The sequence below is a fragment of the Lentzea indica genome, assembly GCF_012184385.1.
In the GTDB taxonomy this organism is placed as follows: Bacteria; Actinomycetota; Actinomycetes; order Mycobacteriales; family Pseudonocardiaceae; genus Lentzea; species Lentzea indica.
This window is the reverse complement of sequence record NZ_VSRL01000004.1, coordinates 64133-89583: the sequence shown is the minus strand read 5'-3', so window position 1 is coordinate 89583 and position 25451 is coordinate 64133. Positions and strand designations below refer to the sequence as shown.

Here is a 25451-nt window from a genome sequence, read left to right as displayed (position 1 = left end):
GGCATGATCCACCGCATGGCTCCGGAGATGCTGGTACGGCGCACCGAACGGTGGTTCGTCCGCCAGGGTGCGCCGACCATGATCGAAGGCTATGGCTTTCGCTCACACGTGCTGCCGCGGATGCTGCCGGCGCTGACGTTCGTCGCGGTCGGCAGCCTCGCGTGGCTCGTGCTGCAACGGTCCGCCGGGTTGTCGAAGTGGGTCCTGCTCGGGGTGATCGTCGCGGTGATGGTGTCCGCGTGGATCCTGCTCTCGCTGTTCGTGCGGCGGCTGCCGAGCTTCTCGCCGCGCACGACCGTGTTGTTGCTGATCGCGTACGCGGCGATGCCGGTGATCGTGCCGGTGCTGCAGCTCGTCATCGACGAGGAGGTCACCACGCCAGGAACCCTGGATCCGCAGAACGAGTGGCTGATCCCGGTGTGGTTCGTCGCCTTCTTCGGGGTGGCGTTCGTGGCGACGATGCTGGCCACCACCTACGGGCTGGGCGCGCTGCTGAAGGCCGCCATCCGGCACGTGATCGCTGACCTGCGCAACAGCGTGCACCTGCTGGGCAGGGCGCTGCCGCCGATGCTGTTCGTGACCCTGTTCCTGTTCTTCACCGGTGAGCTGTGGCAGGCGATGAACGAGCTGCGCTGGCCACGGGTCAGCCTGGTCGTGCTGCTGTTCGCCGCGATCACCGTGCTGGCCGCGGCCGCCCGCCTGCGTGACGAGATCGGCCGCGTCGAGCAGGACCTGCGGCCGGAGGTGCTCACCGTCGCCTGCAAGGGCACGCCGCTGGCCGGGGTGGAGATCACCGAACCGTTGCCGCCCAAGCGGTTGAACGGCCGACAGGTGCGCAACCTGCTGGTGATGCTCGCGATCAGGCAGCTGGTGCAGGCGGCGGTGGTCGGGCTCGCGCTGTTCTCGTTCTTCGTGGTGCTCGGCCTGATCGTCGTCACGCCGCCGATCGCCGAGCAGTGGATCGGGTCGGCGCCGAAGATGTCGCTGATCCCCGGTGTGCCGTCGGCGATGCTGCGCAACGCGACGCTGTTCGCGGCGTTCGGCAGCATGTACTTCTCGGTGATCTCGATGAGCGACGCCGAGCACCGGCGCCAGTTCTTCGCTCCCGTGATCGAGAAGGTCGAGCGGACGCTGGAGGTCCGCGCGGTGTACCTGGACGTCAGAGAACGGGCTCGGGCCTGAACGCCACGTCCCGGCTGGGCGGAGCGCCGAACTGGCGGCGGTACTCGCGGCTGAACTGCGACGGGCTGTCGTAGCCGACCCGGTGGCTCACGCTCGTCACGTCTCTGGTGGTCGCCAGCAGCAGCCTGGCCTCCTGCAGGCGGATCTGCTTCTGGAACTGGATCGGGCTCATCGCCGTGACGGCCTGGAAGTTGCGGTAGAACGCCGACTCGCTCATGCCCGCGATCCGCGCGACGTTCTCGACCTTGAACGACTCGGCGAAGTTCTCACGGATCCATCTGACGGCTTTGGCGATGTGGCTGAGGCTGCTGTCCTGGACCCGAGGTCGCGGACGACGGCGCCCTGCTCGCCGGTCATCACCCGCCAGAGGATCTCCTGCTTGATCAACGGGGCTAGTGGTCGTGCGTCGCGCGGGTTCTCCAGCAGCCGTGCGAGCCTGGTGACGGCGTCGATCAGCTCCGGGGTGGCGTCGCTGACGGCCAGGCCTTGCGGGGTGCCGTTCGCCTTGGGGAGGTCGTTGCTCAGGAGCAGCTCCGCGACCTGGTGCGGGCGGAGGACCAGGCCGATGCCGAGCGCGGGTTCGGACGGGCTGATGCCGACGTAGTTGCCGGTGATCGGCATGTCGATCGAGGCCACCAGGTACTGGCCGGCCCGGTAGTCGTAGACGCGATCGCCCAACGCGATGCGTTTGCGGCCTTGGGCGACGAACGCGAGGATCGTGCCGGTCATCGACGGCGCGGACGGGCCGCCGACGGTGGTCTTGGAGACCAGGACGTCCTCGATGGGCGTGGTCAGGTCGGGCCGGGCGTGCTTGGCCAGCAACGCGCGAAGTTCGTCCACGCCCTCGATGCTCCTGGCGGTGGGACGATCAGGCAAGTCCGTCGGAGAGGGTTCGCTGCTACGGTGCGGGAACGAGGTCGGCGCGGACCCGCCGGCCCAGCGTGAGAAGGGTTGGCTCGATGAGCTTGCTGCGCAGTTACGTGTCGGGCCGGTGGCACACGCCGGACGCCGAGGGCGCGCCGTTGCACGACGCCGTCACGGGCGAGGAGATCGCCAGGATCTCGTCCGCGGGCGTCGACATGGGTGCGGCGCTGCGGTACGGCCGCGAGGTCGGCGGGCCCGCGTTGCGCGAGCTCACGTTCCACCAGCGCGCGCAGCTGCTGAAGGCTCTCGGCCTGTATCTGAAGGAGCACAAGGCCGAGCTGTACGCGCTGTCCGCGCGCTCCGGCGCCACCAGGTCGACTCGTGGATCGACATCGACGGCGGCTTCGGCGTGCTGCTCGGGTACGCGTCCAAGGCCAAGCGAGAGCTGCCGAACGACAAGGTCTACGTCGACGGCCCCGTGGAGCCCCTGGGACGCGGCGGCACGTTCGTGGGCCAGCACATCTGCACGCCGTTGCGCGGTGTCGCCGTTCAGATCAACGCCTTCAACTTCCCCATGTGGGGACCGCTCGAGAAGTTCGCGCCCGCGTTCATCGCCGGTGTTCCGTCACTGATCAAGCCCGCGTCCCAGACGGCGTACGTGACCGAGAAGCTGGTCGAGCTGATGCTCGCGTCCGGTCTGCTGCCGGAGGGGTCGCTGCAGCTGGTCTGCGGTTCCGCCGGCGACCTGCTGGACCACCTGACCCCGCAGGACCTGGTCGGCTTCACCGGGTCCGCGTCGACGGCCCAGCACCTGCGCACCCACCAGGCCGTGATCCGGTCGTCAGTGCGGTTCAACGCGGAGGCCGACTCGCTGAACTGCTCGATCCTGGGACCGGACGCGTCGCCGGGCACGCCCGAGTTCGACCTGTTCGTCGGTCAGCTGGTGTCCGAGATGACGACCAAGGCGGGGCAGAAGTGCACCGCGATCCGGCGTGCGCTGGTGCCCGCCTCGTTGATCGACGCGGTGGCTGAGGCGACCGCGTCGAAGCTGGCCGAGGTCGTGATCGGCAACCCGGCCGACAAGTCCGTGAAGATGGGCGCGCTGGCCGGTCTGGAGCAGCGCGAGGAGGTTCGGCGGTCGCTGAAGGCGTTGCAGGAGAGCGCTTCTGTCGTCCACGGCGACGGTGCTCTGTCTCTTGTGGACGCTGATGCCGAGCGCGGGGCGTTCATGTCGCCGATGTTGCTGCGCGCCGCCGCCGACGCCGTGCAGCCACACGAGGTCGAGGCGTTCGGACCGGTGTCCACGCTGATGCCCTACGACTCGGTGGACGACGCTGTCACGCTGGCGGCTCGCGGTGCCGGTTCGCTGGTCGGGTCGATCGTCTCGGCGGACACCGACTTCGTGCGCGACGTCGTGATCGGCGTGGCGCCGTGGCACGGCCGGTTGCTGGTGCTGGACCGCGAGGACGCCGGCGAGTCGACAGGGCACGGGTCGCCGTTGCCGATGCTGGTGCACGGTGGTCCTGGCCGTGCCGGTGGCGGCGAGGAGATGGGTGGCATGCGCGGCGTGCTGCACCACATGCAGCGCACGGCCGTGCAGGGCAGCCCGCGCACGTTGGCTGCGGTCACGAACCGCTGGTCACCGGGGCGCCTCGTCGTGAGGAGCCGGTGCACCCGTTCCGCAAGACGCTGGCCGAGCTGCGGCTGGGCGACACGGTCGTGGCCGGGCCGCGCGAGGTGACCCTGGCGGACATCGAGCACTTCGCCGAGTTCACCGGCGACACGTTCTACGCGCACATGGACGAGGAAGCCGCCGCGGCCAACCCGTTCTTCGGCGGCCGGGTCGCGCACGGCTACCTCGTGGTGTCGTTCGCGGCGGGTCTGTTCGTCTCGCCGGAGCCCGGTCCGGTGCTCGCGAACTACGGCTTGGAGAACCTGCGGTTCCTCACGCCGACGTTCCCCGGCGACACGCTCACGGTGACGCTGACGGTCAAGCAGATCACGCCGCGCGAGGACCAGGAGTACGGCGAGGTCCGCTGGGACGCCGATGTGGTGAACCAGAAGGGCGAGTCGGTGGCGCGCTACGACGTGCTGACGTTGGTTTCCAAGAGCTAGCGAGGTTTGCGCTTGGGGAGGGGCTTGGTTGCAGGCCCCTCCAGCACCGCGCCGTCGACGTCGAACCGCGAGCCGTGGCACGGGCAGTCCCAGCTGCGTTCGGCGGCGTTGAACCGCACCAGGCAGCCGAGGTGCGTACAGCGCAACGACACCGCGTGCAGCTGCCCGTCGTCGTCCCGGTAGACACCGGTCTTGCCCAGGCCGTCACGGATCACGTGGGCGTGGTCGCGCGGCAGGTTCTCGCTGGAGGTGGCGTCGGCGGGCAGCACGCGGTCGCCGACGAACTCCACCGCCACCTCGGCGTTCTTCTTCACCAGCTCCGGCAACGACTTCACCGACAGCCGATGCGGGCTGAACCGCTCGGCGAGGTCGTTCGGCTTGCCGGTCACCAGGTCCGCGAGCAGTGACGCCGCGAACGTGCCGCTGGTCAGGCCCCACTTCATGTAGCCGGTGGCGGTGAACAGCGTCGTGCTGCCCGGCGTGTAGCTGCCGATCATCGGCAGGTGGTCGTAGGAGGTCGGGTCCTGCGCCGACCAGCGGTGCGTGATCTCCTCGACCTGCCAGTGCTTTCGCGCGAAGTCCTCCAGCCTGCGGAACGGTTCCACGGCGGGCCTGCCGGTCGGGTGGCTCTGGCCGGCGACGATCAGCTTGTCCCCGTGCGCCGCCACCGACCACGACGGGCTGCCGGTGCTGATCGCGAGGGACTGCGGCGGGGTGGCGACTCTGGCCGCGATGCAGTAGGCGCGGGTGAGTTCCATGCGGGCGAAGTACAGACCCCGGTCGAGCGTCGGGTAGTGCGTGGCGATCACGATCTTCTCGGCGTCGACGCGACCGTCCGCTGTGGACAGACGATGTCCTGTCACGTCGATCACGCGGCTGTTCTCGCAGACCCTGCTACCGCCGCCGTCGATCGCCTGGGCGAGGCCCTGCAGGTACTTCACCGGGTGCAGCGCGATCTGGTCGTCCAGCCGGACCGCCGCGTGCACCTCGAACGGCAGGCCGACGTCGACGGTTCCGCGCACCGGCAGGCCGACCTGGCGGGCCGCGATCAGCTCGTGGTCGACCGCCCGCACCTCGGACTCGGTGTAGGCGTAGGTCACGGCAGGGGCGCGGCGCAGGTCGCAGGAGATTTCTTCGAGCTTCACCAGGTCCGCGACCTGGGCCACGGCCGCCAGGGACGCCGTGGCGTAGTCGATGGCGGCGGCCAGGCCGTGGGTGCGCCGGATCATCGAGTACACAGTGGACTGGAGTGCGGTGACCTTGGCGGTGTTGTTGCCGGACACGCCGGACGCCACGTGGCCGGCCTCCAGCACCACGACGTTCAGGCCGCGGCGCTTGAGCAGCAACGCGGTGGTGAGGCCGGTGATGCCACCGCCGACCACGGCCACGTCGTAGGTGTGCTCGCCGGTCAGAGGTGGCCGGGGTGCGTCGAGCGCGGCAAGCCAGAGCGACTGGTCAGCGGTGGTCGTCATGGCGGCCGGATACCCGGCGTCCGGAGTGGGTATGCGACCTGCATGGGCAAGCACCGGGTAGTCGTTGTCGGTGGCGGGTTCGGCGGGCTGGGCGTCGTGCGCGGGCTGAAGCGCGCGGACGCCGAGGTCACGTTGATCGACCGCACGAACCACCACCTGTTCCAGCCGTTGCTCTATCAGGTGGCGACCGCGTTGCTGCCCTCGGGCGACATCGCGCCGGCGTTCCGGGCGATCCTGCGCAAGCAGCGCAACGCCCGTGTGCTCCTCGGCGAGGTGACCGGGTTCGACGCGGCCAACCGGCGAGTCCACGTCACCTGCCGGACGGGACGTCACGCCAGGTCGAGTACGACACGCTGGTCGTGGCGGCAGGAGCACGCGACAGCTACTTCGGGCACGACGACTGGGCGGAGTCGGCGCCGCCGATGAAGACCCTGGAACAGGCGATCGGCCTGCGCTCGAAGCTCCTGCGGGCGTTCGAGACGGCGGTGGCGGCCGACGATCCGAAGCAGTGGCTGTCGTTCGCGGTGGTCGGAGCGGGACCGACCGGTGTCGAGCTGGCGGGGCAGCTCGCGGACCTCGCGCGGCGGGCGTTGAAGGGGCAGTTCCGCGAGATCGATCCGCGGGACATCCGGATCACGCTGCTGGACGCCGTGCCGCACGTGCTGCCGCCGTTCTCGGCGCCACTGCGGGAGCACACGCGGATGAAGCTGGAGCAGCTCGGCGTGACCGTGATGGTCGGTGCCGCGGTCGAGTCGGTGGACGCCGAAGGCCTCACCACCAAGGACGGCGACAGGGTCGAGGCGCGGACGATCATCTGGGCGGCCGGTGTGCAGGCTTCTCCGCTGGCGCGCAAGCTCGCCGAGGCCACCGGCGCTGAGGTCGATCGCAAGGGCCGGATTCTGGTGAATCCCTCGGACTGTTCCGTGACTCGCGAGGTCTACGCGATCGGCGACATGGTGAACCTGAACGACCTGCCGGGGATCGCCGAGCCCGCCATCCAGGAAGGGCACCACGTCGCCAGCGTGATCAAAGCACGCCTGAACGGGCGGGAGACCAAGCCGTTCAAGTACCTCGACCTCGGCACGATGGCGACGATCTCGCCTGGTGACGCCGTCGCCGACATCAAGAAGCTGCGGCTGAAGGGCCTGACCGGCAAGGTGGCGTGGGCCGTCGTGCACATCGCGTTCCTGGTCGGGTGGCGCAACCGGGTCGCGGTGCTGACGCAATGGGCGTGGAACATCGTCACCGGCCGTCGCACGCAGCCGATCATTCTGGAACCGATGCATGCGATAGAGCGGAAATAGCAGGCGCGTCTACCGTCCACGAAAGCCGAAGGCTGGGTCGGTGCTCTCCGTGGTGGACAAGCGGAAGTGGACGTATGTCGAACCTGGTGAACCAACTGCCCGTCGAGGTCGTGCGCTGGCCGGTGGACGCGGCGGCACGGGAGGCGTGCCAGCGCAGCGGGACGTTGTGCCTGCTGGTGCTGGAGAAGAACGTGCCCGCGCCCGTGCTGACGGACATGCGAGAGGACTGGGTCCGCGCGCCCGTGGCGCACCAGGACCTCGCCGTGCGCATCGCGATGTTGCGCGCCCGCGCGGCGCGGTACGCCGTGCCGGAGCTGGACATGTCCGGCATCCTGCGGTTCCGCTCGCGTTCCGTGGTGCTGTCGCCGACCGAACGCGCACTCGTCGCCGAGCTGCTCAGACGTTTCCGCTCGCTGACCACGCGCGAGGACCTGTTGCTGTGCCTGCCCACCAAGGACGGCGACACCAGCAACGCGCTGCACCTGCACATCATGCGGTTGCGGCGGCGGATCGCGCCGATCGGCCTGGTGATCAAAACCCTGTGGAACCAGGGATATCAGCTCGGTCCGGCAGGTTCCTAGTGACGGGGCAGGGGGTAACCAACCGGCGTGAACACGGAGCTGCTGGGCATCTACCTCAACGACCACCTCGCCGGAGCGATGGCGGGCACTGAACTCGCCCGCCGCATCAGCCGCACACACCCCGAACTGCGCGTGCTCGCGGACGACATCGAGGCCGACCGCAAGGAGCTGCTCGACGTCATGCGCTCGTTCGGCGTCGAGCCGCGCCCGCACAAGGCGGCGATCGGCTGGCTCACCGAGAAGGCGGGCAGGCTCAAGTTCAACGGCAGGGTGCTGGGCCGCTCGCCGCTGAGCGACGTGCTGGAGCTCGAGACCCTGCGCATCGGCATCGAGGGCAAGGCCGCGATGTGGCGGACGCTGCAAACGTTGCCTGGTGTCGACGCGGAACGGCTGGACCGGTTGCTGCGCCGCGCCGAGGGCCAGGCGGGTGTCGTCGACCAGCACCGGCTTCGCCTTGCGCCACAGGCCTTCAACGCGCCGCCCATTTCCGGTGTCGACGTCGAGCGCACGTTCACCGTCGCGTCCTCGCCCGAGGGCGTCGTCGAGTACCTGCGCGACTTCGCCCGCGCCGAGCAGTGGGATCCGGGCACCGTGTCGTGCACGCGTCTCGACGAAGGACCGGTGAAGGTCGGCGCGCGGTGGCACAACGTGTCGGCGTTCTTCGGCCGCAAGGCCGAGCTGGTGTACGAACTGACCCGCGACGACCCGGACGGCCTGCGGTTCGTGGGCCGCAACGACACCGCCACCTCCACGGACGACATCTCGATCACCCCGGGTTCGGCACCAGGCACGACCAGGATCAGCTACCACGCCCACGTCGAGTTCAACGGGCTGGCGAAGCTCGGGGCACCGGTGGCCAAGCTGGCGCTGGAAAAGCTCGGCAACGACACCGAGAAGAACCTGATCCGCGTGCTCGGCTCCGTGCGGTAAAGACAAAGGAAAATCGCAGGTCAGACGCGATTCCCCGTTCTGATCGTGATCTCTAGACTCCCTCGCGCCGGTTGGTGAGACAGGCCTTCCTCCTGTTCCCTCCGGCCAGAACACAGAGGGAGAACTGGGGTGTTCGAGAACAACGTCACACGGCGCGGCTTCGTCACGGGCGCGGCGGCCGTCGCCGGTCTCGCCGGTCTGTCCACCATCGCGCCGGGGCTGGCCAGTGCCGACCCGAAGATCAACGATCAGCACACCGAGGCGGAGATCCAGGCCGCCGAGGCCGGTGCGCTGGCCATGATGACGTTCCAGAAGATCGACGGCACGCCCGTCTACTACTGGCGCTCCAACCGCGGCAACACCACCGCGCGCAACTGGCAGGCCACCGACGCGTTCTACAACGCGCTCGTCGCCTGGATCCGGGACCTGCGCTCGCTGTCGTCGGGCTACGGCTCGATCAGCTACATCGTCTCCGCCGGTTTCTACGTCAACAAGCCCGGCCAGCACGGCGCCGGCACCGCGATGGACCTCGACCACGTCCGCTGGTCCGGCGGCAACACCATCTCGCCGCTCGACAAGCACCACGCATCGAGCAACGCCGCGATCCGCAAGCGTTACCTCGCGACGGAGGCCGTGTGCCGCCGCCGGTTCCGCTACGTGCTCGACGGCTGGTACAACGCCGACCACGCCGACCACATCCACTCCGACTTCGGTGGCATGCCGGTCCGCGTGCTCAAGGACTCCGAGTCCGACACCAAGTTCGTCCAGGCCGTGTGCAACAACTTCCGCGCTTCCGGTCTGGTGATCGACGGCGACTGGGGCACGAACACGCAGAACGCGTTCAACGGTCTCAAGTCGAAGCTAGGCGTGACGGGCGACCCGCACACCAGTTCGTCGGTGTGGCAGAGCATGCTGTCGAAGATCGCGACCAAGGGCTTCGCGAACCAGAACATCTGATTTGGCACAGCAGAAGGCCCCTTGGTCTCGTTCGGCAGGAGACCAAGGGGCCTGGCGGCCTTGCCTGGATGCTGTCGACCGTTCCTGCTTGCCTGTTCTTACTTGGGGCACTTCTTCCACGCGAAGTGGTAGATGGTCTCGATCGAGCCGTCAGTCGAGTCCATCGCCATGAAGCTGGTCTTCTTCGGGTCTGACGTGCCCTTGTCCACCCGCAGCTCGGTGTTGATGTTGAAGTTCCGCTTCGCGCCGCAGGGGTGGTAGATGATGGACGCGACGTCGGTCTTGTGCGTGACCTGCCAGTCGTCGCTCAGCGCGCCGTTCCAGGTCTTCGACCGCTGGTCGTTGTCCGACATTCCCTGGAAGTAGTAGCTCGCCTTTTGCGTCCCCTTCGCTCCCCTTTCCAGGTGGGCGAAGCCTCTGTAGTCGGCCTGCGCGATTCCGTAGGTGAACCCGCCCGGCACGTTCACCTTGAGGTTCAGCTGGCAGTTCTTCCTGAAGTCGGTCGGCTTCGACTGAGGACCGACCTGGGCCATGTAGTCGCTGTAGGTGACCGTGAAAGCCTTGTTGTCAGGGGAGACGGCGATGGCCGCCGTGCCGATGCGGCAGCCGGAGCCGTTGACCGTGACGACGTCGATGGTGATCTGGCCCGTCGGGGGCGGATCCGCGACCGGGGGAAAGACGATGGTGGACAGAGCCAAGCCGGCCGCAGCCAACGTGCTAATCATGGGACACCTTTCCGAATGTGCAGGACATGTCGGGCGGCGTGGTACGAGACCGTATCGGAAAGGGTGTTAACGAACGTCCGCCAACCAGAGCAACATTGCCGGGCGTTAGCGCAGGTGAATGCGCATCGACCATTTGTTACCTTTTGTGTTCGATCGGTTACTGCACCAAAGTGCAGTCTGGAGGCGTCGTCGGTTAATTGCCATCCGTACCGAAAGAACGCTATTCAGAAACCTGATGCTCCAGGCCGTGCGCGAATGTAACACGCCTCGAACGGAGTAGTGGGGGTCTGAGATGCGGAACTCAATTGGTGAAGTGTCCACACCTGTGAACCGGCGGACACGACAAGGGCGCATCCACCGATGGATGCGCCCTTGTGGGTGAAACTCGTGCTGGAGCGGTTTACCGCTGGTTGCCGTTGCCCATCGAGCCGCCGAGACCGAAGAGGATGCGCTGGATGAGCTCGGGATCGACGTCCGGCTCGTCGCCCAGCGCCTCGGCGGCGGGGGAGCGGCGCGGCTCACGCCGGGGCAGCGGCACCGCGTTGGCGTTCACGCCGGTCGGCAGCGGGAGCTCACACCAGATCAGCTTGACCCCACCACCGAGCTGCAGCTCGCCGGTGCGCAGATCGGGAGAGGTCGGCGGCATCGTGAACCTGGCCGCCTCCAGCTCGACGACGAGGTAGTCGCCGCTCAACCGCAACCGCAGCGTGATCAACCGCGAGGTCTTGGGATCCGCGGAGTCGATGGCCGCCTCGACGAGCGCACACGCGATGCCGGAGCAGTCCGCGATCATGTTGCGCAGCCGCCACTCGCTGAGCGTGAAGCGCACGAACAGATCCGCGCAGTTCACCGCGGTGGGCAGCGCGATGAGTGTCAGGTCGTCGACCTGGGCGGTCTGGGCGTTCGCCTGCATGCTGCCTCCGTTTCGCGTCCAGCGCGCGATTCCAACGACGGTCACCCGAATGGTCGTCGAGGTGTGCGGGAATCTACATGGGTATACGGAGGAAGCAATCGCCTGGTTGACTCACCCGTCAAAAGTCACGTCCGGGTCACGGTGAGAGGCCCCGGCGCTCACTTTCAGTAGAACGCCGGGCGCGCTCCGTGATCATTTTGGCTCAGCATCGCTTCCAGGCGAACTGGTAGCGGGTGTTGACGCTGCCGTCGGTGGAGTCCATCGACACGAACGCCGGCTGGTTCGAGGAGTTCGTGAACGCGCGGACCTCGGTGTTGACGTTGAGGTGCCGCACCATCCCGCAGGGCGCGAAGACGATCTCCGCGACGTCGGTGGAGTCGGTGAACTGCCAGTTGTCGCTCTTGGGGCCGGGGATGTTGTGCGTGCTCGTGCCCGTCGAGGACGAGCCGGAGAAGTAGTAGCTGGCGCGTTGCATGCCCTTCGCGCCTCTGGGTAAGTGCGCGAACCCGCGGTAGTCGGCCTTCGCGATCCCGAAGGTGAACCCCTGCGGGTAGTGCACGCGCAGGTTCAGCTGGCAGTTCTTGCGGAACTGCGTCGGTGTCGATCCCGCACCGGCCTGTGCCGTGTAGTCGCTGTAGGTGACCGTGAATGCCGTGTTGTCGTCGGCGACAGCGACCGCCGCCGTTCCGGCGGGGCAGCCGGAACCGTTCACCGTGACGACGTCGACCGTGATTTTGCCGGGCGGAACCACATCGGCTGTGCTCGGCGCCTCCGGGGCGACGAGAAGAGACAGTGCCAAACCCGTAGCTGCCATCGCACTGAGCATGAGGCGCCTTTCATTTCGGGGGATGATGGCGGCGTGGCAGGGACGTTATCTTAAATGGACTTAAGCCGTGGACAGCCGACCGGGCGAACTTAAATATATTTAAAACGGATTAATCGTCTGAACGGTGGATTGGCGACGGCGGGCGGTCGGCTAACTTCGTGTCAGGTCGCGAAAAACGATCACACAGACCTCCTGAATACGCCGGTCCCCACACCAGGCGCCGAGAGCCCCGGCTGATCCACCTCTTACACCGGTGTGGGAAGGCAAGCGCGCACTGCTCATCGGGTTCCTTCCTCCTGCTCGGAACTCGGTGGTGCGGCAGCGGTGCGGCGCAGCCGGCCGGTGCCCGCCGGCGGCGTCGGACCCGTCCCACGGTCCGCACGCCGCCGGCGGTGTTCCTTTTTCGGCCCCACAAGGGTCCTAGAGCCTCCGGAGCCTCAATTGCACGCGTGCCCCACCCAGCGGCCCGCGGTCGACGTGGAGAGAGCCACCCGTGCTTTCCGCGGCGCGGCGGGCGATGTCGAGCCCCAGCCCGGTGGAACCACCACCACTGGCGCCGCGCCGCACCGCGCGTTCGGTGTCCGCGATGCCGGAACCGGCGTCCTCGACCACGAGCGCCACCAGATCGGCCTGGTGCACCAGCGTCACGGCGAACCGCGTGCCCTCCGGGGTGTACCGGAAGACGTTGCCCAGCAACGCGTCCAGCGCGGCGGTGAGATCGGTGCGGGCGAGCGGCACGTGCGCGGGCCTGTCGGCGCCCCTGACCGTCCACGGTCGTTCCTGGTCGTCGGCGAGCGCGGACCAGAACACCAGACGATCGCGGACGACTCCCGCCGCGTCGACACCACGGCTGTCGGGCTGCAGGCCGGACCGCGCCGCCTTGATGATCTCGTCGACCTCCCTCTCAAGGCCCTGGACGGCCTCTCGGACGCGGTCAGCGCCGCTGCCCCCTCCGAGAGTGTCCGCGTCCAGGAGAAGGGCCGTGAGAGGCGTTCTGAGGCGATGCGAAAGATCGGCGACCACCTCGCGTTCGGACGCGAGCAGATGCCGGACCCGTTCGGCCATGGTGTTGAACGCCTTGCCGACCTCCGCGAGCTCCGGCGGTCCCTTGACCGGAACGCGGACGGTGAGGTCGCCCTGGCCCATCCTCCGCGCGCCGTCCGCGAGTGCTCGCGTCGCTTTGACGGCCCGCGCGCCCAGCCGGTCCGCGACGAACACCGACACGGCGACGAGGCCGACCGCGACGCCGGCCAGCGCCCACCAGGTGCCCATGACCCCGTGGGTGAGCTGTTCCCTCGGGACGAACGCCTCGACGATCGCGACCTCGTTGACCACCGCGATGGGCTGCAGGTAGGCCACGCCGTCCGGACGTTGGACGGTGGCGGCCTTCGCGAGTCGCTGCGCCTCCTTGAAGTCGTTCGCGGTGATGTGCGAGGTGCCGATCGTGGTCGGCCCGTTGAAGTGCACGGCGAGCCGCTGTTGTGCGCCGTAGCTGGTGCTCATGATCGCCTGGCGGATCACCGGCGCCTTCTTGTCGGCGATCACCAGGGCGGGCGTGAGCGCGTTGGCCTGCTTCTGGGCCTCGTTGATCGCGCGGTCGTACGCCGCCTCCTTGACGACGATCGCGAGCGGGATCAGGAAAGCCAGTGCCACCAAGCTGGTCGCCGCGAGAGCGACCAGCACCAGTGACCGCCTCATCTCGGTGCGACCAGACGCACGCCGACCCCGCGCACCGTGTGCAGATAACGCGGCTGCGCGGCCCGTTCACCGAGCTTGCGGCGCAGCCACGACAGGTGGACGTCGAGCGTCTGGTCATCGCGGGTGGACGGCCACAGGTTCGCGAGGATCTCGGCGCGCGGGACCACCTCGCCCTGACGTGCCGCGAGATAGGAGAGCAGCTCGAACTCCTTGTGCGTCAACGAGAGTTCGCGTCCGTCCACAGTGGCCCTGCGGAGGTTCACGTCGATCTCCAGCCCGCCGACCACGAGCTGCTTGCTGTCACGCGCCCTTCTGAGCACGGCCTGCACACGGGCGCCGAGGTGCTCGCTGGAGAACGGTTTGACGAGGTAGTCGTCCGCGCCCGCGTTGAGCAGCCGGATGATCTCGGCCTCGTCGTCGCGGGCGGTCGCGATCACCACCGGGGTGTTCGTGACGCCGCGGATCATCCGCAGCGCGTCGCCGCCGTCGAGGTCGGGGAGCCCGAGGTCGAGCACCACGACGTCGTAGTTGTGGGCGGTGACTTCGCGCAAAGCCTCGATCGCGAGCGCGACACCGTGCACGATGTGGCCCTGGCCGGTGAGAGCGCGCATGATCGCCGCTCGCACCACCGGGTCGTCCTCGACCAGCAGTACCGATGCCATGTTATGGGAGGGTCGTCGCAGTGAGACGGTCGATCGGATACCTGGTCGCCTGGGCGGTGGTGACCGCCGTCGCCGTCGGACTGTCGTGGTTCGGCATCCGTTCGGCGATGGAACCGGCGCCGGTGGCCGCCGTGGAGTCCACGACGGGGCCAGGTGTGCTGCCGATGCCGACCGTCACCTCGATCAGCGTCGCGGTGCCCGATCCGGGCCCCTCGCTCAGCTCGTCCCCTGTCACGCCCTCGTCCACCAGGCCTCCCGTTGTCAGCTCGTCTGTTCCGGCTCCTCCCAGTAGTACGGATGGGCGTCCCACCTCGGCTCAACTTCCCGCGGGGGAATGGCAGTCGGACGGCTCCTACGTCCACGCGTTCCACCTGCGGGGCGGTGACGCGGTCGTGCGCTACCGCCCAACGGGGGTGGAGGCGCTGTCGGCCACTCCCGCGGACGGGTGGTCGGTGGCCGTGGAACAGCCCGGCGGGCCGCTGGTGGTGAACTTCCGCAACGCCGCGGGGCGCCTCTCCCGCTTGGAGGCGACCTGGAGCAACGGCCCCACGGCGCGCGTGATCGAGAAGTGACTACAGGCCGATGGCCTTGGAGATCTGCGCGGGCTTGAGGACGCGCAGGATCGCCTCGAACAGGTAGTAGTCGCCGTAGGGCAGGGAGACCTCGACGCCGTCCTCGGACGGGCGGTTGCGGGTGCCGCGGGCCATGATCGCCTCCGCGCGCGCCGACTTGGTGGTCAGACACGTGCCGACCAGGCCGTCGAGGATCTTCAGCGCCCGGTCGCGGTAGCGGTCGGAGCCGGTGACCTTGGCCAGGTCGAGCAGACCGCACGCCATGATCGCGCCCGCCGACGAGTCCTTGATGTCGTTGGCGCCCAACGGGGAGCGGTAGTCCCACACCGGCACGTGGTCCGGGGTGAGGGCGCTCAGCGCGAAGTCGGCCATCCTGCGAGCCGTGTCGCGGAACTCGCGCAGGCCCGTGCGGCGGTACATCGTGGTGAAGCCGTAGATGCCCCACGCCTGGCCGCGCGCCCAGCACGAGGTCGGGCTGTAGCCCTGAACGGTGTTCGGGCCGATCGGCGCGCCCGTGTCGGGGTTGAAGTCGAACACGTGCGGCGTCGAACCGTCCGCGCGCAGGAAGTGCTGCTGAGTCGTTCTGGCGTGGGCGATCGCGATGTCGATGAACTTGCGGTCGCCGGTCTGCTCGGTGGCGAACGCGAGCAGGTCCAGGTTCATCATCGTGTCGATGATGACGCGGCCCGCGTTGCCCGGCGTGCCGAGCCTTCCCCACGCGCGGATGTACTTGCCGACGGGGTTCCAGCGCTGGATCAGCGTGTTCGCCGCGTCGACCGCGCCGTCACGCCACTTGGTGGCGCCGGTGAGCCGGTACGCGGTGACCCAGGACGGGTAGAACAGGAACCCCAGGTCGTGGTCGCGGGGCTCGAGCCGGCGCGGCGCCAGCCTGTCGTTCGCGGCCTCGGCCAGCGCGCGGAACCGGGCGTCGCCGCTGTCGAGGTGCGCGAGCCACAGGGTGCCGGGCCAGAAACCACCGATCCAGCCGCCGTCGGCGACGTAGGTCCACTTCTCGAACCGGGTGATCTCCGGGAACGACGTGATGCCCGGTGCGACGGCCCTCAGCTTGGCAAGGCCGTAGTCGAGTGCGCCGCGGAGTGTGGCCGGGGAGGCCGCGGCCTCCCCGGCACCGAATGCGATCCCGGCTCCGGTGAGCAGGGGAGTGGCCGCGGCAGACGCCAGAAGGGTGCGTCGAGACAGATTCACGAGACCGTCCAGTCCCTTTCATGTCCTTGCGCCCGGCGACACCCTGCCAGATCCGATCAAGGACTGTAAAGAGACGTCAAATATTGATTCTTCCACCTTGTCTCAGGCCGCTGACCGGCCAAAAGGGTCAGATATGTGAACTTCCCGCATTCCCACGTTGTAACGCGAATTGTTCACAAGGATGAACGATTTCGCGCTCAGGCCTGCCACATCGCGAAAGGCACGTCGATCTCGTCCCGGCTCAGGCCTCCGTGCTCGAACTTCGCGGAGGGGTCGGGGATCGGGAACCTCGGGGAGGCGGCCACCGCCACGACCGGGCCGGCCTCCGGCTGCGGCAGACCGAGGTCGGTGGCGTGGTGCACGGTCGCCGCGGCGCCCAGAGTCGTTGCCACGCGGTCGAAAACGGCTTCCAAGCGGTCAGGTTTCGGGTAGAGCCACCTGGTGCGCGCCGCGCCGCCGGACGGGATCACGCACTCCTCGCGCACGATCGCGTCCCAGGCCTCGACCAGCTCCGGATCGGGATCGACGGGGACCAGCCCGTGGTCGGAGTGCGCCACGACGGTCCAACCCTGTGCGGCCCAACGGGAAGCGTGCGCGTCGAGGCGCAGCATGGCCTCGTGCACGGACTCGTCGTACCCGTTGCGGTGCACGTGGTCGTCGATGTTGACGTAGGTCCAGAGGAACCTGGCGTCCGGCAGCGCCTTGTCCAGGTCGGCCACCACGTTGGCGACCAGCAGCGGCGGATCTTCCGCCTGGGCGGTGAGTTTGTGCCTCGGGGGCGCGGGTACCCGGTTGCACCCCCGCAGGAGGGCCTGAGCCCAGGTGCCTTCCAGGAGGTCGAGCTCGCGCGCGAGAACGGTGGCGCCGTGCCGTTCCAGAACGGTCGGCAGATCCGGGATCACCGGCGAGCCGTTGATGGCGTGCACGAGGCCGGATCCGTTGCGGTACACCGTTCCTGGCACTCGGTGGACGTCGGCGGGAACGCCGGTCAACGCCGTCAGCCAGGCCGTCGCGGACGTGGACGGCACGGTCGAGGAGAGCGTGGAAACGGAGGCCGACAGCCAGGATTGTTTGGCCACGTCCGATGAGAGACCGTCCACTGCCAGGACGACTACGCCGCGGTCTGCCGTTCTGAGGGCGTGTTCGAGCCGGGAAGGTATCTCCGCCAGTGACATCGGGCGACTGTAACGCATCTCATCAGCCAAGGATTGCCTGATCGGGGGCTAAGTTCCGCACAATTGGCGCCGATGGGGTAAAGAAGACTTGGTAGAAGGAAGGTGGCGGATGTCGGTCGGGGTTCTGGACGTCGGGTGCTTCAGCGCACACCTGGTTGTCGTGGAACGAGACCTGATGCGTCCGCTGGTGTCCCACAAGGTGCGGCTGCGGCTGGACCGGGAGCTGGACTCCGACGGGGTCATCAGCCGGGACGGCATCGAGTCGTTGTGCGCCGCGGTGCTCGCCGCGCGCAAGAAGGCCGGCGATGTCCCCTTCCTGCCCTTCGCCACGTCGTCCGTGCGTGACAGCTCGAACGCCGACGAGGTCATGTGCAAGGTCGCCAGACGCACCGGCGTCGAGCTGAAAGTGTTGTCAGGCAAGGAAGAAGCGCGATTCTCGTACACAGCGGCACGGCACTGGTTCGGCTGGGGCGCCGGGCCGATGGTGGTGCTGGACGTCGGCGGCGGCACCGTCGAGCTGGCGTCGGGGTCGGGCGTCGAGCCCGACTTCGCGTTGTCGTTGCCTTTGGGGGCAAGGACTTTGACCCGGACGGGGCTGAACGTGCAGGACATGCGAGCCGAGGTCGGAGAACGGATTTCCGAGGCTTTCCCGCGCGATGACAGCGCTCGCGCGATCGGGTGCTCGAAGGTGTTCGAACAGCTGGCCAGGCTCGCCGGAGCGCGCAACGGCACGTACGTGGCGCGGCAGTTGCGGCTCAAGGACCTGGAGAAGTGGATTCCACGTCTCGCGAAGCTGTCGGTGCGCGAACGCGCCGCACTGCCGGGGATTTCCCGCCACCGTGCCCAGCAGTCGCTGGCGGGCGCGGTGGTCGCGGAAGCGTTGATGAAGGTGTCAGGACACGACGTCGTGGACATCTCGCCGTGGTCCACCAAGGAAGGTCTGCTGCTCGACCTCGTGGAGCGCTCCCGCTCCAGACGCGAGTCAGCGGCCTAACAGGCGCTGAGCGCGGTGACGGCGTCGTCGACGTCGTTGAACAGGAGCAGCAGCTGGTCGACAGCCGTCATTTCCAAGGGGCGCAACACAACTCTGGAGTCGCTGACGACGCCGAACTTGACGCCGAGCTCGTCGGCCTGTGCCTGAGTCTCCACGAGGGCGCGGATTCCCTCGGATCCGAAGAACCGCACTTCCCGGAGGTCGACCACCAACGCGGGCGGCTTGCGGTCGAGCAGCTCGGCGAGTCTGCTGGTCACCGGCGCGGAGGACATCATGTCGATCTCGCCTGTGAGAGCGACGATCGGGATGGACTGGATGTAGGTCGTTCGCTGTCGAAGTTGGTTCATGTAGGACTCCCGTCCGCACCGAAGGTACGCGCCTTCGAGTGACGACCACAAGCTGAGGCGGTTTTCACCAGGCCACGGCGGGTACACGGCCAGTGACCGCAAAAACCCTGATAGACGAGGAGGAACCGTGTCGACCACGGAAACCGGTCACGTCACGGGTACGAAGGACAAGGACTACAACATCCTGTGGTTCACCGAGGCGTGTCTCGACAACGCGCTGCGTCTCGAGACGTTCATCCAGGACGCGGAACGCGAAGGCGACCGCGAGCTGGCGGAGTTCTTCAAGAAGGCGCAGACCGACAGCCGCAAGGGTGCAGAGCAGGGCAAGCGCCTGCTGGCCACGCGTCTGTCCGGCTGAGCGGGAAGACCTGTTCTGACGCCGGCGGGGTGTCTCTCTCCCGTCGCACCCCGCCACCCGTTCTCAGGACACGAGCTCGGCCCAGACCACCTTGCCGTCCTTGCCCGGTGTCGTGCCCCATCGCACGCTCAACGCCTGCACCAGCTGCATCCCCCGGCCACGCGCCGAACTGGGGTTCACGGGTCTCAGCTGTGGTTGCTTCGGCGACTCGTCGTGCACCTCGACGAGCATGCCGCTCGTCGTCCTGCTCACGGTGAGTGTGATCGGTCCCTCACCGTGGTCGATCCCGTTGGAGACGAGCTCGGTCACCACGAGCTGCGCATCGTCCGCGAGGTCCTCCGGCAGCTCCCACGAGGCAGCGGCCTCGCGCACCACCTGACGTGCGCGAGCGCACGACCCGCCCTCGGCGGACAGGGTCACCCGCACCTCAGCCAGTGGGTCGTTCAACACAAGGCGCATCGTCGCACATCCGGGGTGTCGTTCGGATCTTTCAGCCCCCCGGTGGTCGCATGCTCGGACGCCGTGCTGCACGATTTGGGTCGCACGAGTCGGGCGTGGCGGAAGGAACGGCGACGATGGAGCTCAACGTCGGCAGCGAGGTCCAGCGGGGATGGCGAGTGCTCGCCGTCGCCGGTGAGCTGGACATCGACACCGTCCCTGTGCTGTCCGCACGGCTTGACGCGGACGTCACAGGTGCTCACGCTGTGCTGGATTTGTCCGAGTTGCAGTTCATGGACTCGACAGGGCTGGCGCTGGTGCTGGAGTGGCATCGGCGGCTGGCCGAGGCTGGAGGGCAGCTTCGGATCGCCGCCACCCAGCCGCCGGTCCGGCGGCTGTTCGACCTCGCCGACGTGGCAGAGGTCCTGAGCCTGCACGAGACGGTGGACGCCGCGGTTCAGGCCTCCGCCGACACCCCCAGGTAGTAGGCGATCAGCCTGATCAGGTGTTCGGTGTCGACCGGCTTCGTGACGTAGTCGGTGGCGCCGGACGCCAGCGACTTCTCGCGGTCGCCCTTCATGGCCTTCGCCGTGACGGCGATGACCGGCAGGTCCGCGTAGCGTTCCATGGCGCGGATGGCCGAGATCGTCGCGTTGCCGTCGAGCTCCGGCATCATGATGTCCATCAGGACGATGGCCACGTCGTCGTACTGCTCCAGGGCGCGTACGCCCGTGATGCCGTTGTCGGCGTAGATGGCTTCGAGGCCGTGTAGCTCCAACACACTCGTCAGGGCGAACACGTTGCGCAGGTCGTCGTCCACGACCAGCACCTTCTCGCCGTGGAAGCGGATCGAGCCGGACGCGGCCAGAACCGGGGCCGGGGTGACGATCGGGGTCGGTTCCGGCAGGACGAAGGTCTCGGAGACGACCTTGCCGAGCGGCAGGCAGAGGGTGAACGTCGAGCCGATACCCGGTTCGGAACGCACGCGCAGGGCGCCGTTCAGCAGTTGCGCCAGCTCACGGCTGATGGACAGGCCCAGGCCGGTGCCGCCGTACTTGCGGGACGTGGTGCCGTCCGCCTGCTGGAACGCCTCGAAGATGACGGCGAGCTTCTCGGCCGGGATGCCGATACCCGTGTCGTGCACGTCGAACGCCACTGTGGACGGATCGTCCATGCGCACGTGCAGGCGGATTCCACCGTCGTGGGTGAACTTCACGGCGTTGGACAGCAGGTTGCGCAGGATCTGCTGCAGGCGGTGCTCGTCGGTGTGCAGGGTCTCCGGGACGTTCGGGTCGACCCGCACGGAGAACTCGAGGTTCTTCTCCGCGGTCAGGGGCAGGCAGAGGGTCTCGACGTAGCGGACCAGCTCGTCGAGGCGGACCGGGTCCTCGTGCAACGTCATGTGGCCGGCCTCGACCTTGGTGAGGTCGAGGATGTCGTTGATGAGCTGCAGGAGGTCGGAGCCCGACGAGTGGATCGTGCGGGCGAACTCGACCTGCTTGGGGTTGAGGTTGCCGTCGAGGTTGTCCGCGAGCAGCTTGGCCAGGATCAGCAGCGAGTTCAGCGGCGTCCGCAGCTCGTGGGACATGTTGGCCATGAACTCGGACTTGTACTTCGACGCGGTCTGGAGCTGCCGCGCGCGGTCTTCCAGCTCCTCGGAACCGGCCCTGAGCTCGGTGGTCAGGCGCTGCGACTCGACCAGCAGGGCATCGGTGCGCGAGTTCGCGAGCATCGTGTTCACGTTGACGCCGATGGCCTCCTTGAGCTGGTCGAGGAGGTCGAGGTGGACGTCGGTGAACTCGTTGAGGGACGCGAGCTCGATCACGCCGAGGGTCTCGCCCTGGAACAGGATCGGCAGTATCACCAGGTTGACCGGCGCGGACTCGCCCAGAGCGGACGACACGGTGAGATAGCCGGGGGGCACCTGGGTGACCAGGATCGTCTTCTTCTCCAGCGCGGACTGGCCGACGAGCGACTCGCCCATCGCGACACGGGTCGCGCGAGCGGCGTCCAGCCGGAAGCCGTACGAGGCGGTGAGCTCCAGCGTCTGCTTGGAGTCGTCGTCCTCCTGGATCTGGAAGAACGCGCCGTGGTGGGCGCTGACCAGCGGCGTCAGCTCGCTCATGATCAACGAGGCCAGCGCGCGCAGGTCGCGGTGGCCCTGCATCAGGCCGGACAGCCGGGCCAGGTTGGTCTTGAGCCAGTACTGCTCGCGGTTCGCGCGGGTCGTCTCCTTCAGGTTCGCGATCATCTGGTTGACGTTGTCCTTGAGCTCGGCGAGCTCGCCGGACGCGTCGACGGTGATCTGCCTGGTCAGGTCGCCCGCGGTCACGGCGGTGGCGACGGCGGCGATCGCGCGCACCTGGGTGGTCAGGTTCGAGGCCAGCTGGTTGACGTTGTCGGTCAGCTTCGACCACGTACCGGCCACGCCGTCGACCTCGGCCTGGCCGCCGAGCTTGCCTCGGTGCCGACCTCGCGGGCGACGCGGGTGACCTCGTCGGCGAAGCTCGACAGCTGGTCGACCATCGTGTTGATCGTGGTCTTGAGCTCGAGGATCTCGCCGCGGGCCGAGACGTCGATCTTCTTCGTCAGGTCGCCCTGGGCGACGGCGGTGGTGACCTGGGCGATGTTGCGGACCTGGTTCGTCAGGTTGTCCGCCATGAAGTTCACCGAGTCGGTGAGGTCCTTCCACGTGCCGGCCACACCGGACACGCGCGCCTGACCACCGAGAATGCCCTCGGTGCCGACCTCGCGGGCGACGCGGGTGACCTCGTCGCCGAACGCGCGCAGCGTGTCGACCATGCCGTTCAGGGTCTCGGCGAGCGCCGCGACCTCGCCCTTCGCCTCGACGGTGATCTTCTTCGAGAGGTCGCCGTTCGCGACCGCGGTGGCGACGGCGGCGATGTTGCGGACCTGATTGGTCAGGTTGTCCGCCATCAGGTTGACGTTGTCGGTCAGGTCCTTCCACGTGCCGGCGACGCCCTGCACGCGGGCCTGACCGCCCAGGCGGCCGTCCGTGCCGACCTCGCGGGCGACGCGGGTGACCTCCTCGGCGAACGAGCTGAGCTGGTCGACCATCGTGTTGATCGTGGACTTGAGCTCGAGGATCTCGCCGCGCGCGTCGACTGTGATCTTCTGGGTCAGGTCGCCGTTGGCCACCGCGGTCGCGACCTGGGCGATGTTGCGGACCTGGTTGGTCAGGTTGTTCGCCATGAAGTTGACGTTGTCGGTCAGGTCGCGCCACGTGCCGGCGACGCCGGGCACCTGCGCCTGACCGCCCAGGCGGCCCTCGGTGCCGACCTCGCGTGCGACGCGCGTGGCCTCGTCGGCGAAGCTCGACAGCTGGTCGACCATCGTGTTGATCGTGGTCTTGAGCTCGAGGATCTCGCCGCGCGCGTCGACTGTGATCTTCTGGGTCAGGTCGCCGCGCGCGATGGCGGTGGTGACCTGGGCGATGTTGCGGACCTGGTTCGTCAGGTTGTCCGCCATGAAGTTCACCGAGTCCGTCAGGTCGCGCCACGTGCCGGCGACTCCGGGAACCTGGGCCTGACCGCCCAGCCGTCCGTCCGAACCGACCTCGCGGGCGACGCGGGTGACCTCGTCGGCGAAGGAGGAGAGCTGGTCGACCATCGTGTTGATCGTGGACTTGAGCTCGAGGATCTCGCCGCGCGCGTCGACTGTGATCTTCTGGGTCAGGTCGCCCTGGGCGACGGCGGTGGTGACCTGGGCGATGTTGCGGACCTGAGTGGTCAGGTTCTCCGCCATGAAGTTCACGTTGTCGGTCAGGTCGCGCCACGTGCCGCCGACGCCGGGCACCTTCGCCTGGCCGCCGAGCTTGCCGTCCGTGCCGACCTCACGCGCGACACGCGTGACCTCGTCCGCGAACGAGCTGAGCTGGTCGACCATCGTGTTCAGCGTGTTCTTCAGCTCCAGCATCTCGCCGGAGACGTCGACCGTGATCTTCTGGGTCAGGTCGCCGTTGGCCACCGCGGTCGCGACCTGGGCGATGTTGCGGACCTGGTTGGTCAGGTTGTTCGCCATCGAGTTGACGTTGTCGGTCAGGTCGCGCCAGGTACCGGCGACGCCGGGCACCTTCGCCTGGCCGCCCAGGCGGCCGTCCGTACCGACCTCGCGGGCGACGCGCGTGACCTCGTCCGCGAACGAGCTGAGCTGGTCCACCAGGCCGTTCACCGTCGAACCGAGCGTGGCGAACTCACCACGCAGCGTCTGGTCCGACATGCGCTTGGTCAGGTCGCCCTCGGCGACGGCGGCGAGCACGCGGCTCAGCTCGCTCGTCGGCCGCACCAGGTCCTCGACCAGGCCGTTCACCGAGTCCGCCATCAGCGACCAGCCACCGGCGGTGCCCGCGGGCGCCACCCGTTCGGTCAGCCTGCCCTCCTGGCCGACCGCCTGCCTGACCCTGCCCAGCTCACCGGCGAGCCACTGGTTGCGTTCCGCGATCTCGTTGAAGACGTCCGCGAGCGCCGACAGAGCCCCGTTCCCCGGCACCACCAGCCTGCGGCGGAAGTTGCCGTCACGCAGATCTCTCATCGCCGAGAGAACCCGATCGAGGGTCGCGTCCGTCTCTTCGTTGGCCGTGGTCACTCCAAGCCTCCGTGCCTCGGTGGTCGCAGCCAAGACTGCCACGTTAGGTTGGGAGCGAGGTAACTTGATGCCGCGATGCACGCCAACGACCCGCAGGAGGCCGTGATGACCCGGCCGGCTGCGCAGGACAAAAGCGGATGAGCAGCACCGTGGGCATCGACCTGGACGGCTGGCAGCGCCTGGTGGACGGGCTCCGCGAAGCCGTTCTCGTCGTCGACCCCGCCGGGGTGGTGCGCGTGCGCAACGCCGCGGCCGCCGGCCGGTTCCCCCGGCTGTGCCTCGGCGAGCGCTTCGACGTGCACGTCGCTGGTCGTCAGCTTGACCTCGGCGAGGGCTGGAGTGCCTGGTACTTCACGGACTCCGCACTCGACCACGCCCATCTGCGGCTCGCGGGCGGCACGTCGCGGCAGGACACGCTGAAGACCATCGTGCAGCTCGCCGCGGAACTGCTGGGCGAGCACTGCGTCGCCGTCGTGCCCGCCACGCGTGATCGCCTCGAATGGTGGCGGTGCGGCGGTGGCGAGCCTTCGGTCGCGCGCACGCCGCGCCGGGCCTCGGCGATCACCGAGGTGCTGACGGGTACTTCGACGCTGACCAGGATCACCTCTTTGGGTGAAGGTAGCTGGGGCGTGCCGGAGGACTTCGGCTGCGCTCTGGCCGTGCCGCTGGGCGTCGGCGGCGCGCTGGTCGTGCTGCGGCGGGGTGACTTCGCGCCGAACGACGTCGAGCGCGTGCGGCTGTTCGGCAAGCACGCCGCTGTCGCCCTGGAGTCCGCGTCGAAGCTCACCGAGCAGCAGCGGACGATCGACGTGCTGCGCTCGGCGCTGCTGCCGTTGCCGCTGCCCGAGGTGCGTGGCGTGTCGCTGGCGTCGGTGTTCATCCCGGCCCACCAGCGCGCACTGGTCGGTGGCGACTTCTACGACGTGCATCCGCGCACGGACGGCTCCGCGACGTTCGCGCTGGGTGACGTCTGCGGCCACGGCCTGGAGGCGGCCGTCCACAGTGGACGTGTGCGGCAGTCGCTGCAGGCGCTGTCCCTCGTCGAGACGAACCCGGTGCGGCTGCTGCACCTGCTGAACACCTCGTTGCGTGCCACCGGCTCCAAGCTCTTCACCACGATCGTCGTGGGCGAGCTCGTGCCGCTGGCGGCCGGGGGAGCGCGGCTCTCGCTCGCCTCCGGCGGCCATCCCGCACCGCTGATCCTGCGGGCGGACGGCACCGTGCAGGACGTGAGCGCGCCCGGCGCGATCGTCGGAATCCTGTCCGACGTCCGGTTCCACGGCGAGCAGGTGACGCTGGCGCCGGGGGACACGCTGGTGCTGTATTCCGACGGGTTCACCGAGGCCCGCGCGCACACCGACCGCACTGAGCTGTTCGGGGAACAGCGGCTGCGGGCGGTGCTGAAGGAGTGCAAGGGGTTGTCGGCGGAGGAGATCGCGCGGCACTGCGAGGAGGCCGTGCTCAAGTGGCTCGACCGCGATGATCACGACGATTTGGCGCTGCTCGCCCTGCAGGCGGTGTGAGAGT

The 25451-nt window shown here is 68.2% G+C and carries 21 protein-coding genes and 3 pseudogenes; 11 read left to right on the top strand and 13 right to left on the bottom strand.

Annotation, left to right across the window (positions count from 1 at the left end; genetic code table 11):
* Positions 1–3 precede the first annotated feature (3 nt).
* Positions 4–1182 (top strand): hypothetical protein, encoded by a 1179-nt coding sequence (locus tag FXN61_RS02210; RefSeq protein WP_167969692.1) that lies wholly within the window; start codon positions 4–6, stop codon positions 1180–1182.
* On the opposite strand, the gene FXN61_RS51420 is transcribed toward FXN61_RS02210, so the two are convergent.
* Positions 1160–1399 (bottom strand): helix-turn-helix transcriptional regulator, encoded by a 240-nt coding sequence (locus tag FXN61_RS51420; RefSeq protein ID WP_246290575.1) that lies wholly within the window; start codon positions 1397–1399, stop codon positions 1160–1162. The two genes, FXN61_RS02210 and FXN61_RS51420, sit on opposite strands and share 23 nt — an antisense overlap.
* Positions 1396–2022: an AraC family transcriptional regulator gene (locus tag FXN61_RS51415; RefSeq protein ID WP_312877499.1), complete on the bottom strand. Its 627-nt coding sequence runs from the start codon at positions 2020–2022 to the stop codon at positions 1396–1398. Before FXN61_RS51415 ends, FXN61_RS51420 begins: the two co-directional genes overlap by 4 nt.
* Positions 2023–2141: 119 nt before the next feature.
* Between FXN61_RS51415 and paaZ the strand changes: the two are divergent.
* Positions 2142–4161, top strand: a pseudogene (gene paaZ, locus FXN61_RS02200) (phenylacetic acid degradation bifunctional protein PaaZ).
* On the opposite strand, the gene FXN61_RS02195 reads toward paaZ, so the two are convergent.
* Positions 4158–5633, bottom strand: a complete 1476-nt coding sequence (locus FXN61_RS02195) for an FAD-dependent oxidoreductase (RefSeq protein ID WP_167969690.1) — start codon at positions 5631–5633, stop codon at positions 4158–4160. The pseudogene paaZ and the gene FXN61_RS02195 sit on opposite strands and share 4 nt — an antisense overlap.
* A gap of 42 nt (positions 5634–5675) precedes the next feature.
* Between FXN61_RS02195 and FXN61_RS02190 the strand changes: the two are divergent.
* The 4 genes and pseudogenes from FXN61_RS02190 to FXN61_RS51410 all read left to right on the top strand — a co-directional run bounded on the left by FXN61_RS02190 (position 5676) and on the right by FXN61_RS51410 (position 9405).
* Positions 5676–6937 (top strand): annotated as a pseudogene (locus FXN61_RS02190) (NAD(P)/FAD-dependent oxidoreductase).
* Between the two features lie 86 nt (positions 6938–7023).
* A complete protein-coding gene (locus FXN61_RS02185) occupies positions 7024–7518 on the top strand; it encodes a helix-turn-helix domain-containing protein (RefSeq protein ID WP_223165281.1) in 495 nt (164 codons plus the stop codon).
* 27 nt (positions 7519–7545) lie between these two features.
* Positions 7546–8448, top strand: a complete 903-nt coding sequence (locus FXN61_RS55035) for an SRPBCC family protein (protein ID WP_312877498.1) — start codon at positions 7546–7548, stop codon at positions 8446–8448.
* A gap of 129 nt (positions 8449–8577) precedes the next feature.
* Positions 8578–9405, top strand: a complete 828-nt coding sequence (locus tag FXN61_RS51410) for an extensin family protein (protein WP_167969686.1) — start codon at positions 8578–8580, stop codon at positions 9403–9405.
* A gap of 98 nt (positions 9406–9503) precedes the next feature.
* On the opposite strand, the gene FXN61_RS02165 is transcribed toward FXN61_RS51410, so the two are convergent.
* From FXN61_RS02165 to FXN61_RS02145, 5 genes are all read right to left on the bottom strand, one after another.
* A complete protein-coding gene (locus tag FXN61_RS02165) occupies positions 9504–10130 on the bottom strand; it encodes a DUF4360 domain-containing protein (RefSeq protein WP_167969684.1) in 627 nt (208 codons plus the stop codon).
* Positions 10131–10530: 400 nt separating this feature from the next.
* Positions 10531–11043: an ATP-binding protein gene (locus FXN61_RS02160; RefSeq protein ID WP_167969682.1), complete on the bottom strand. Its 513-nt coding sequence runs from the start codon at positions 11041–11043 to the stop codon at positions 10531–10533.
* Positions 11044–11245: 202 nt separating this feature from the next.
* On the bottom strand, positions 11246–11869 hold the full coding sequence (locus FXN61_RS02155) for a DUF4360 domain-containing protein (RefSeq protein ID WP_167969680.1): 624 nt from the start codon (positions 11867–11869) through the stop codon (positions 11246–11248).
* Between the two features lie 420 nt (positions 11870–12289).
* The gene (locus FXN61_RS02150; protein WP_167969678.1) at positions 12290–13567 is read right to left on the bottom strand and encodes a HAMP domain-containing sensor histidine kinase; all 1278 of its coding nucleotides are present in this window, start codon (positions 13565–13567) and stop codon (positions 12290–12292) included.
* Entirely contained in the window at positions 13564–14229 is a 666-nt protein-coding gene (locus FXN61_RS02145) for a response regulator transcription factor (protein WP_167969676.1), read from the bottom strand. Before FXN61_RS02145 ends, FXN61_RS02150 begins: the two co-directional genes overlap by 4 nt.
* Before the next feature lie 20 nt (positions 14230–14249).
* Between FXN61_RS02145 and FXN61_RS02140 the strand changes: the two genes are divergently transcribed.
* Positions 14250–14801, top strand: a complete 552-nt coding sequence (locus FXN61_RS02140; RefSeq protein ID WP_167969675.1) for a hypothetical protein — start codon at positions 14250–14252, stop codon at positions 14799–14801.
* On the opposite strand, the gene FXN61_RS02135 is transcribed toward FXN61_RS02140, so the two are convergent.
* Both FXN61_RS02135 and FXN61_RS02130 read right to left on the bottom strand, forming a co-directional pair.
* Entirely contained in the window at positions 14802–16007 is a 1206-nt protein-coding gene (locus FXN61_RS02135) for a YyaL domain-containing protein (RefSeq protein WP_167969673.1), read from the bottom strand.
* Between the two features lie 197 nt (positions 16008–16204).
* Positions 16205–17182 carry an alkaline phosphatase family protein gene (locus FXN61_RS02130; RefSeq protein ID WP_167969671.1) on the bottom strand — a complete coding sequence of 326 codons (978 nt, stop codon included), beginning with the start codon at positions 17180–17182 and terminating at the stop codon, positions 16205–16207.
* A 109-nt stretch (positions 17183–17291) separates the two neighbouring features.
* Here FXN61_RS02130 and FXN61_RS02125 point away from each other — a divergent pair, with 109 nt between their 5' ends.
* Positions 17292–18176, top strand: a complete 885-nt coding sequence (locus FXN61_RS02125; RefSeq protein WP_167969670.1) for a Ppx/GppA phosphatase family protein — start codon at positions 17292–17294, stop codon at positions 18174–18176.
* Here FXN61_RS02125 and FXN61_RS02120 read toward each other — a convergent pair.
* On the bottom strand, positions 18173–18523 hold the full coding sequence (locus tag FXN61_RS02120) for an STAS domain-containing protein (RefSeq protein ID WP_167969668.1): 351 nt from the start codon (positions 18521–18523) through the stop codon (positions 18173–18175). The two genes, FXN61_RS02125 and FXN61_RS02120, sit on opposite strands and share 4 nt — an antisense overlap.
* 127 nt (positions 18524–18650) lie before the next feature.
* Here FXN61_RS02120 and FXN61_RS02115 point away from each other — a divergent pair, with 127 nt between their 5' ends.
* Positions 18651–18881: a hypothetical protein gene (locus tag FXN61_RS02115; RefSeq protein ID WP_167969666.1), complete on the top strand. Its 231-nt coding sequence runs from the start codon at positions 18651–18653 to the stop codon at positions 18879–18881.
* Positions 18882–18944: 63 nt separating this feature from the next.
* Here FXN61_RS02115 and FXN61_RS02110 read toward each other — a convergent pair whose 3' ends face one another.
* On the bottom strand, positions 18945–19340 hold the full coding sequence (locus tag FXN61_RS02110) for an ATP-binding protein (protein WP_188134573.1): 396 nt from the start codon (positions 19338–19340) through the stop codon (positions 18945–18947).
* A gap of 95 nt (positions 19341–19435) precedes the next feature.
* Here FXN61_RS02110 and FXN61_RS02105 point away from each other — a divergent pair, with 95 nt between their 5' ends.
* Positions 19436–19804 carry an STAS domain-containing protein gene (locus tag FXN61_RS02105; RefSeq protein ID WP_312877497.1) on the top strand — a complete coding sequence of 123 codons (369 nt, stop codon included), beginning with the start codon at positions 19436–19438 and terminating at the stop codon, positions 19802–19804.
* On the opposite strand, the pseudogene FXN61_RS02100 reads toward FXN61_RS02105, so the two are convergent.
* A pseudogene (locus FXN61_RS02100) lies at positions 19777–23870 on the bottom strand (hybrid sensor histidine kinase/response regulator). The gene FXN61_RS02105 and the pseudogene FXN61_RS02100 sit on opposite strands and share 28 nt — an antisense overlap.
* A gap of 191 nt (positions 23871–24061) precedes the next feature.
* Between FXN61_RS02100 and FXN61_RS02095 the strand changes: the two are divergent.
* Positions 24062–25447, top strand: a complete 1386-nt coding sequence (locus FXN61_RS02095; RefSeq protein WP_167969664.1) for a PP2C family protein-serine/threonine phosphatase — start codon at positions 24062–24064, stop codon at positions 25445–25447.
* The last annotated feature ends 4 nt before the right edge of the window (positions 25448–25451 follow it).

What these genes read in the sequence shown, in the direction of transcription:
- FXN61_RS02210 (WP_167969692.1), top strand. Translation starts at nt 4, where the DNA reads ATGATCCACCGCATGGCTCCGGAGATGCTGGTACGGCGCACCGAACGG.
- FXN61_RS51420 (WP_246290575.1), bottom strand. Translation starts at nt 1,399, where the DNA reads ATGAGCGAGTCGGCGTTCTACCGCAACTTCCAGGCCGTCACGGCGATG.
- FXN61_RS02195 (WP_167969690.1), bottom strand. Translation starts at nt 5,633, where the DNA reads ATGACGACCACCGCTGACCAGTCGCTCTGGCTTGCCGCGCTCGACGCA.
- FXN61_RS02165 (WP_167969684.1), bottom strand. Translation starts at nt 10,130, where the DNA reads ATGATTAGCACGTTGGCTGCGGCCGGCTTGGCTCTGTCCACCATCGTC.
- FXN61_RS02160 (WP_167969682.1), bottom strand. Translation starts at nt 11,043, where the DNA reads ATGCAGGCGAACGCCCAGACCGCCCAGGTCGACGACCTGACACTCATC.
- FXN61_RS02155 (WP_167969680.1), bottom strand. Translation starts at nt 11,869, where the DNA reads ATGCTCAGTGCGATGGCAGCTACGGGTTTGGCACTGTCTCTTCTCGTC.
- FXN61_RS02150 (WP_167969678.1), bottom strand. Translation starts at nt 13,567, where the DNA reads ATGAGGCGGTCACTGGTGCTGGTCGCTCTCGCGGCGACCAGCTTGGTG.
- FXN61_RS02145 (WP_167969676.1), bottom strand. Translation starts at nt 14,229, where the DNA reads ATGGCATCGGTACTGCTGGTCGAGGACGACCCGGTGGTGCGAGCGGCG.
- FXN61_RS02130 (WP_167969671.1), bottom strand. Translation starts at nt 17,182, where the DNA reads ATGTCACTGGCGGAGATACCTTCCCGGCTCGAACACGCCCTCAGAACG.
- FXN61_RS02125 (WP_167969670.1), top strand. Translation starts at nt 17,292, where the DNA reads ATGTCGGTCGGGGTTCTGGACGTCGGGTGCTTCAGCGCACACCTGGTT.
- FXN61_RS02120 (WP_167969668.1), bottom strand. Translation starts at nt 18,523, where the DNA reads ATGAACCAACTTCGACAGCGAACGACCTACATCCAGTCCATCCCGATC.
- FXN61_RS02110 (WP_188134573.1), bottom strand. Translation starts at nt 19,340, where the DNA reads ATGCGCCTTGTGTTGAACGACCCACTGGCTGAGGTGCGGGTGACCCTG.
- FXN61_RS02095 (WP_167969664.1), top strand. Translation starts at nt 24,062, where the DNA reads ATGAGCAGCACCGTGGGCATCGACCTGGACGGCTGGCAGCGCCTGGTG.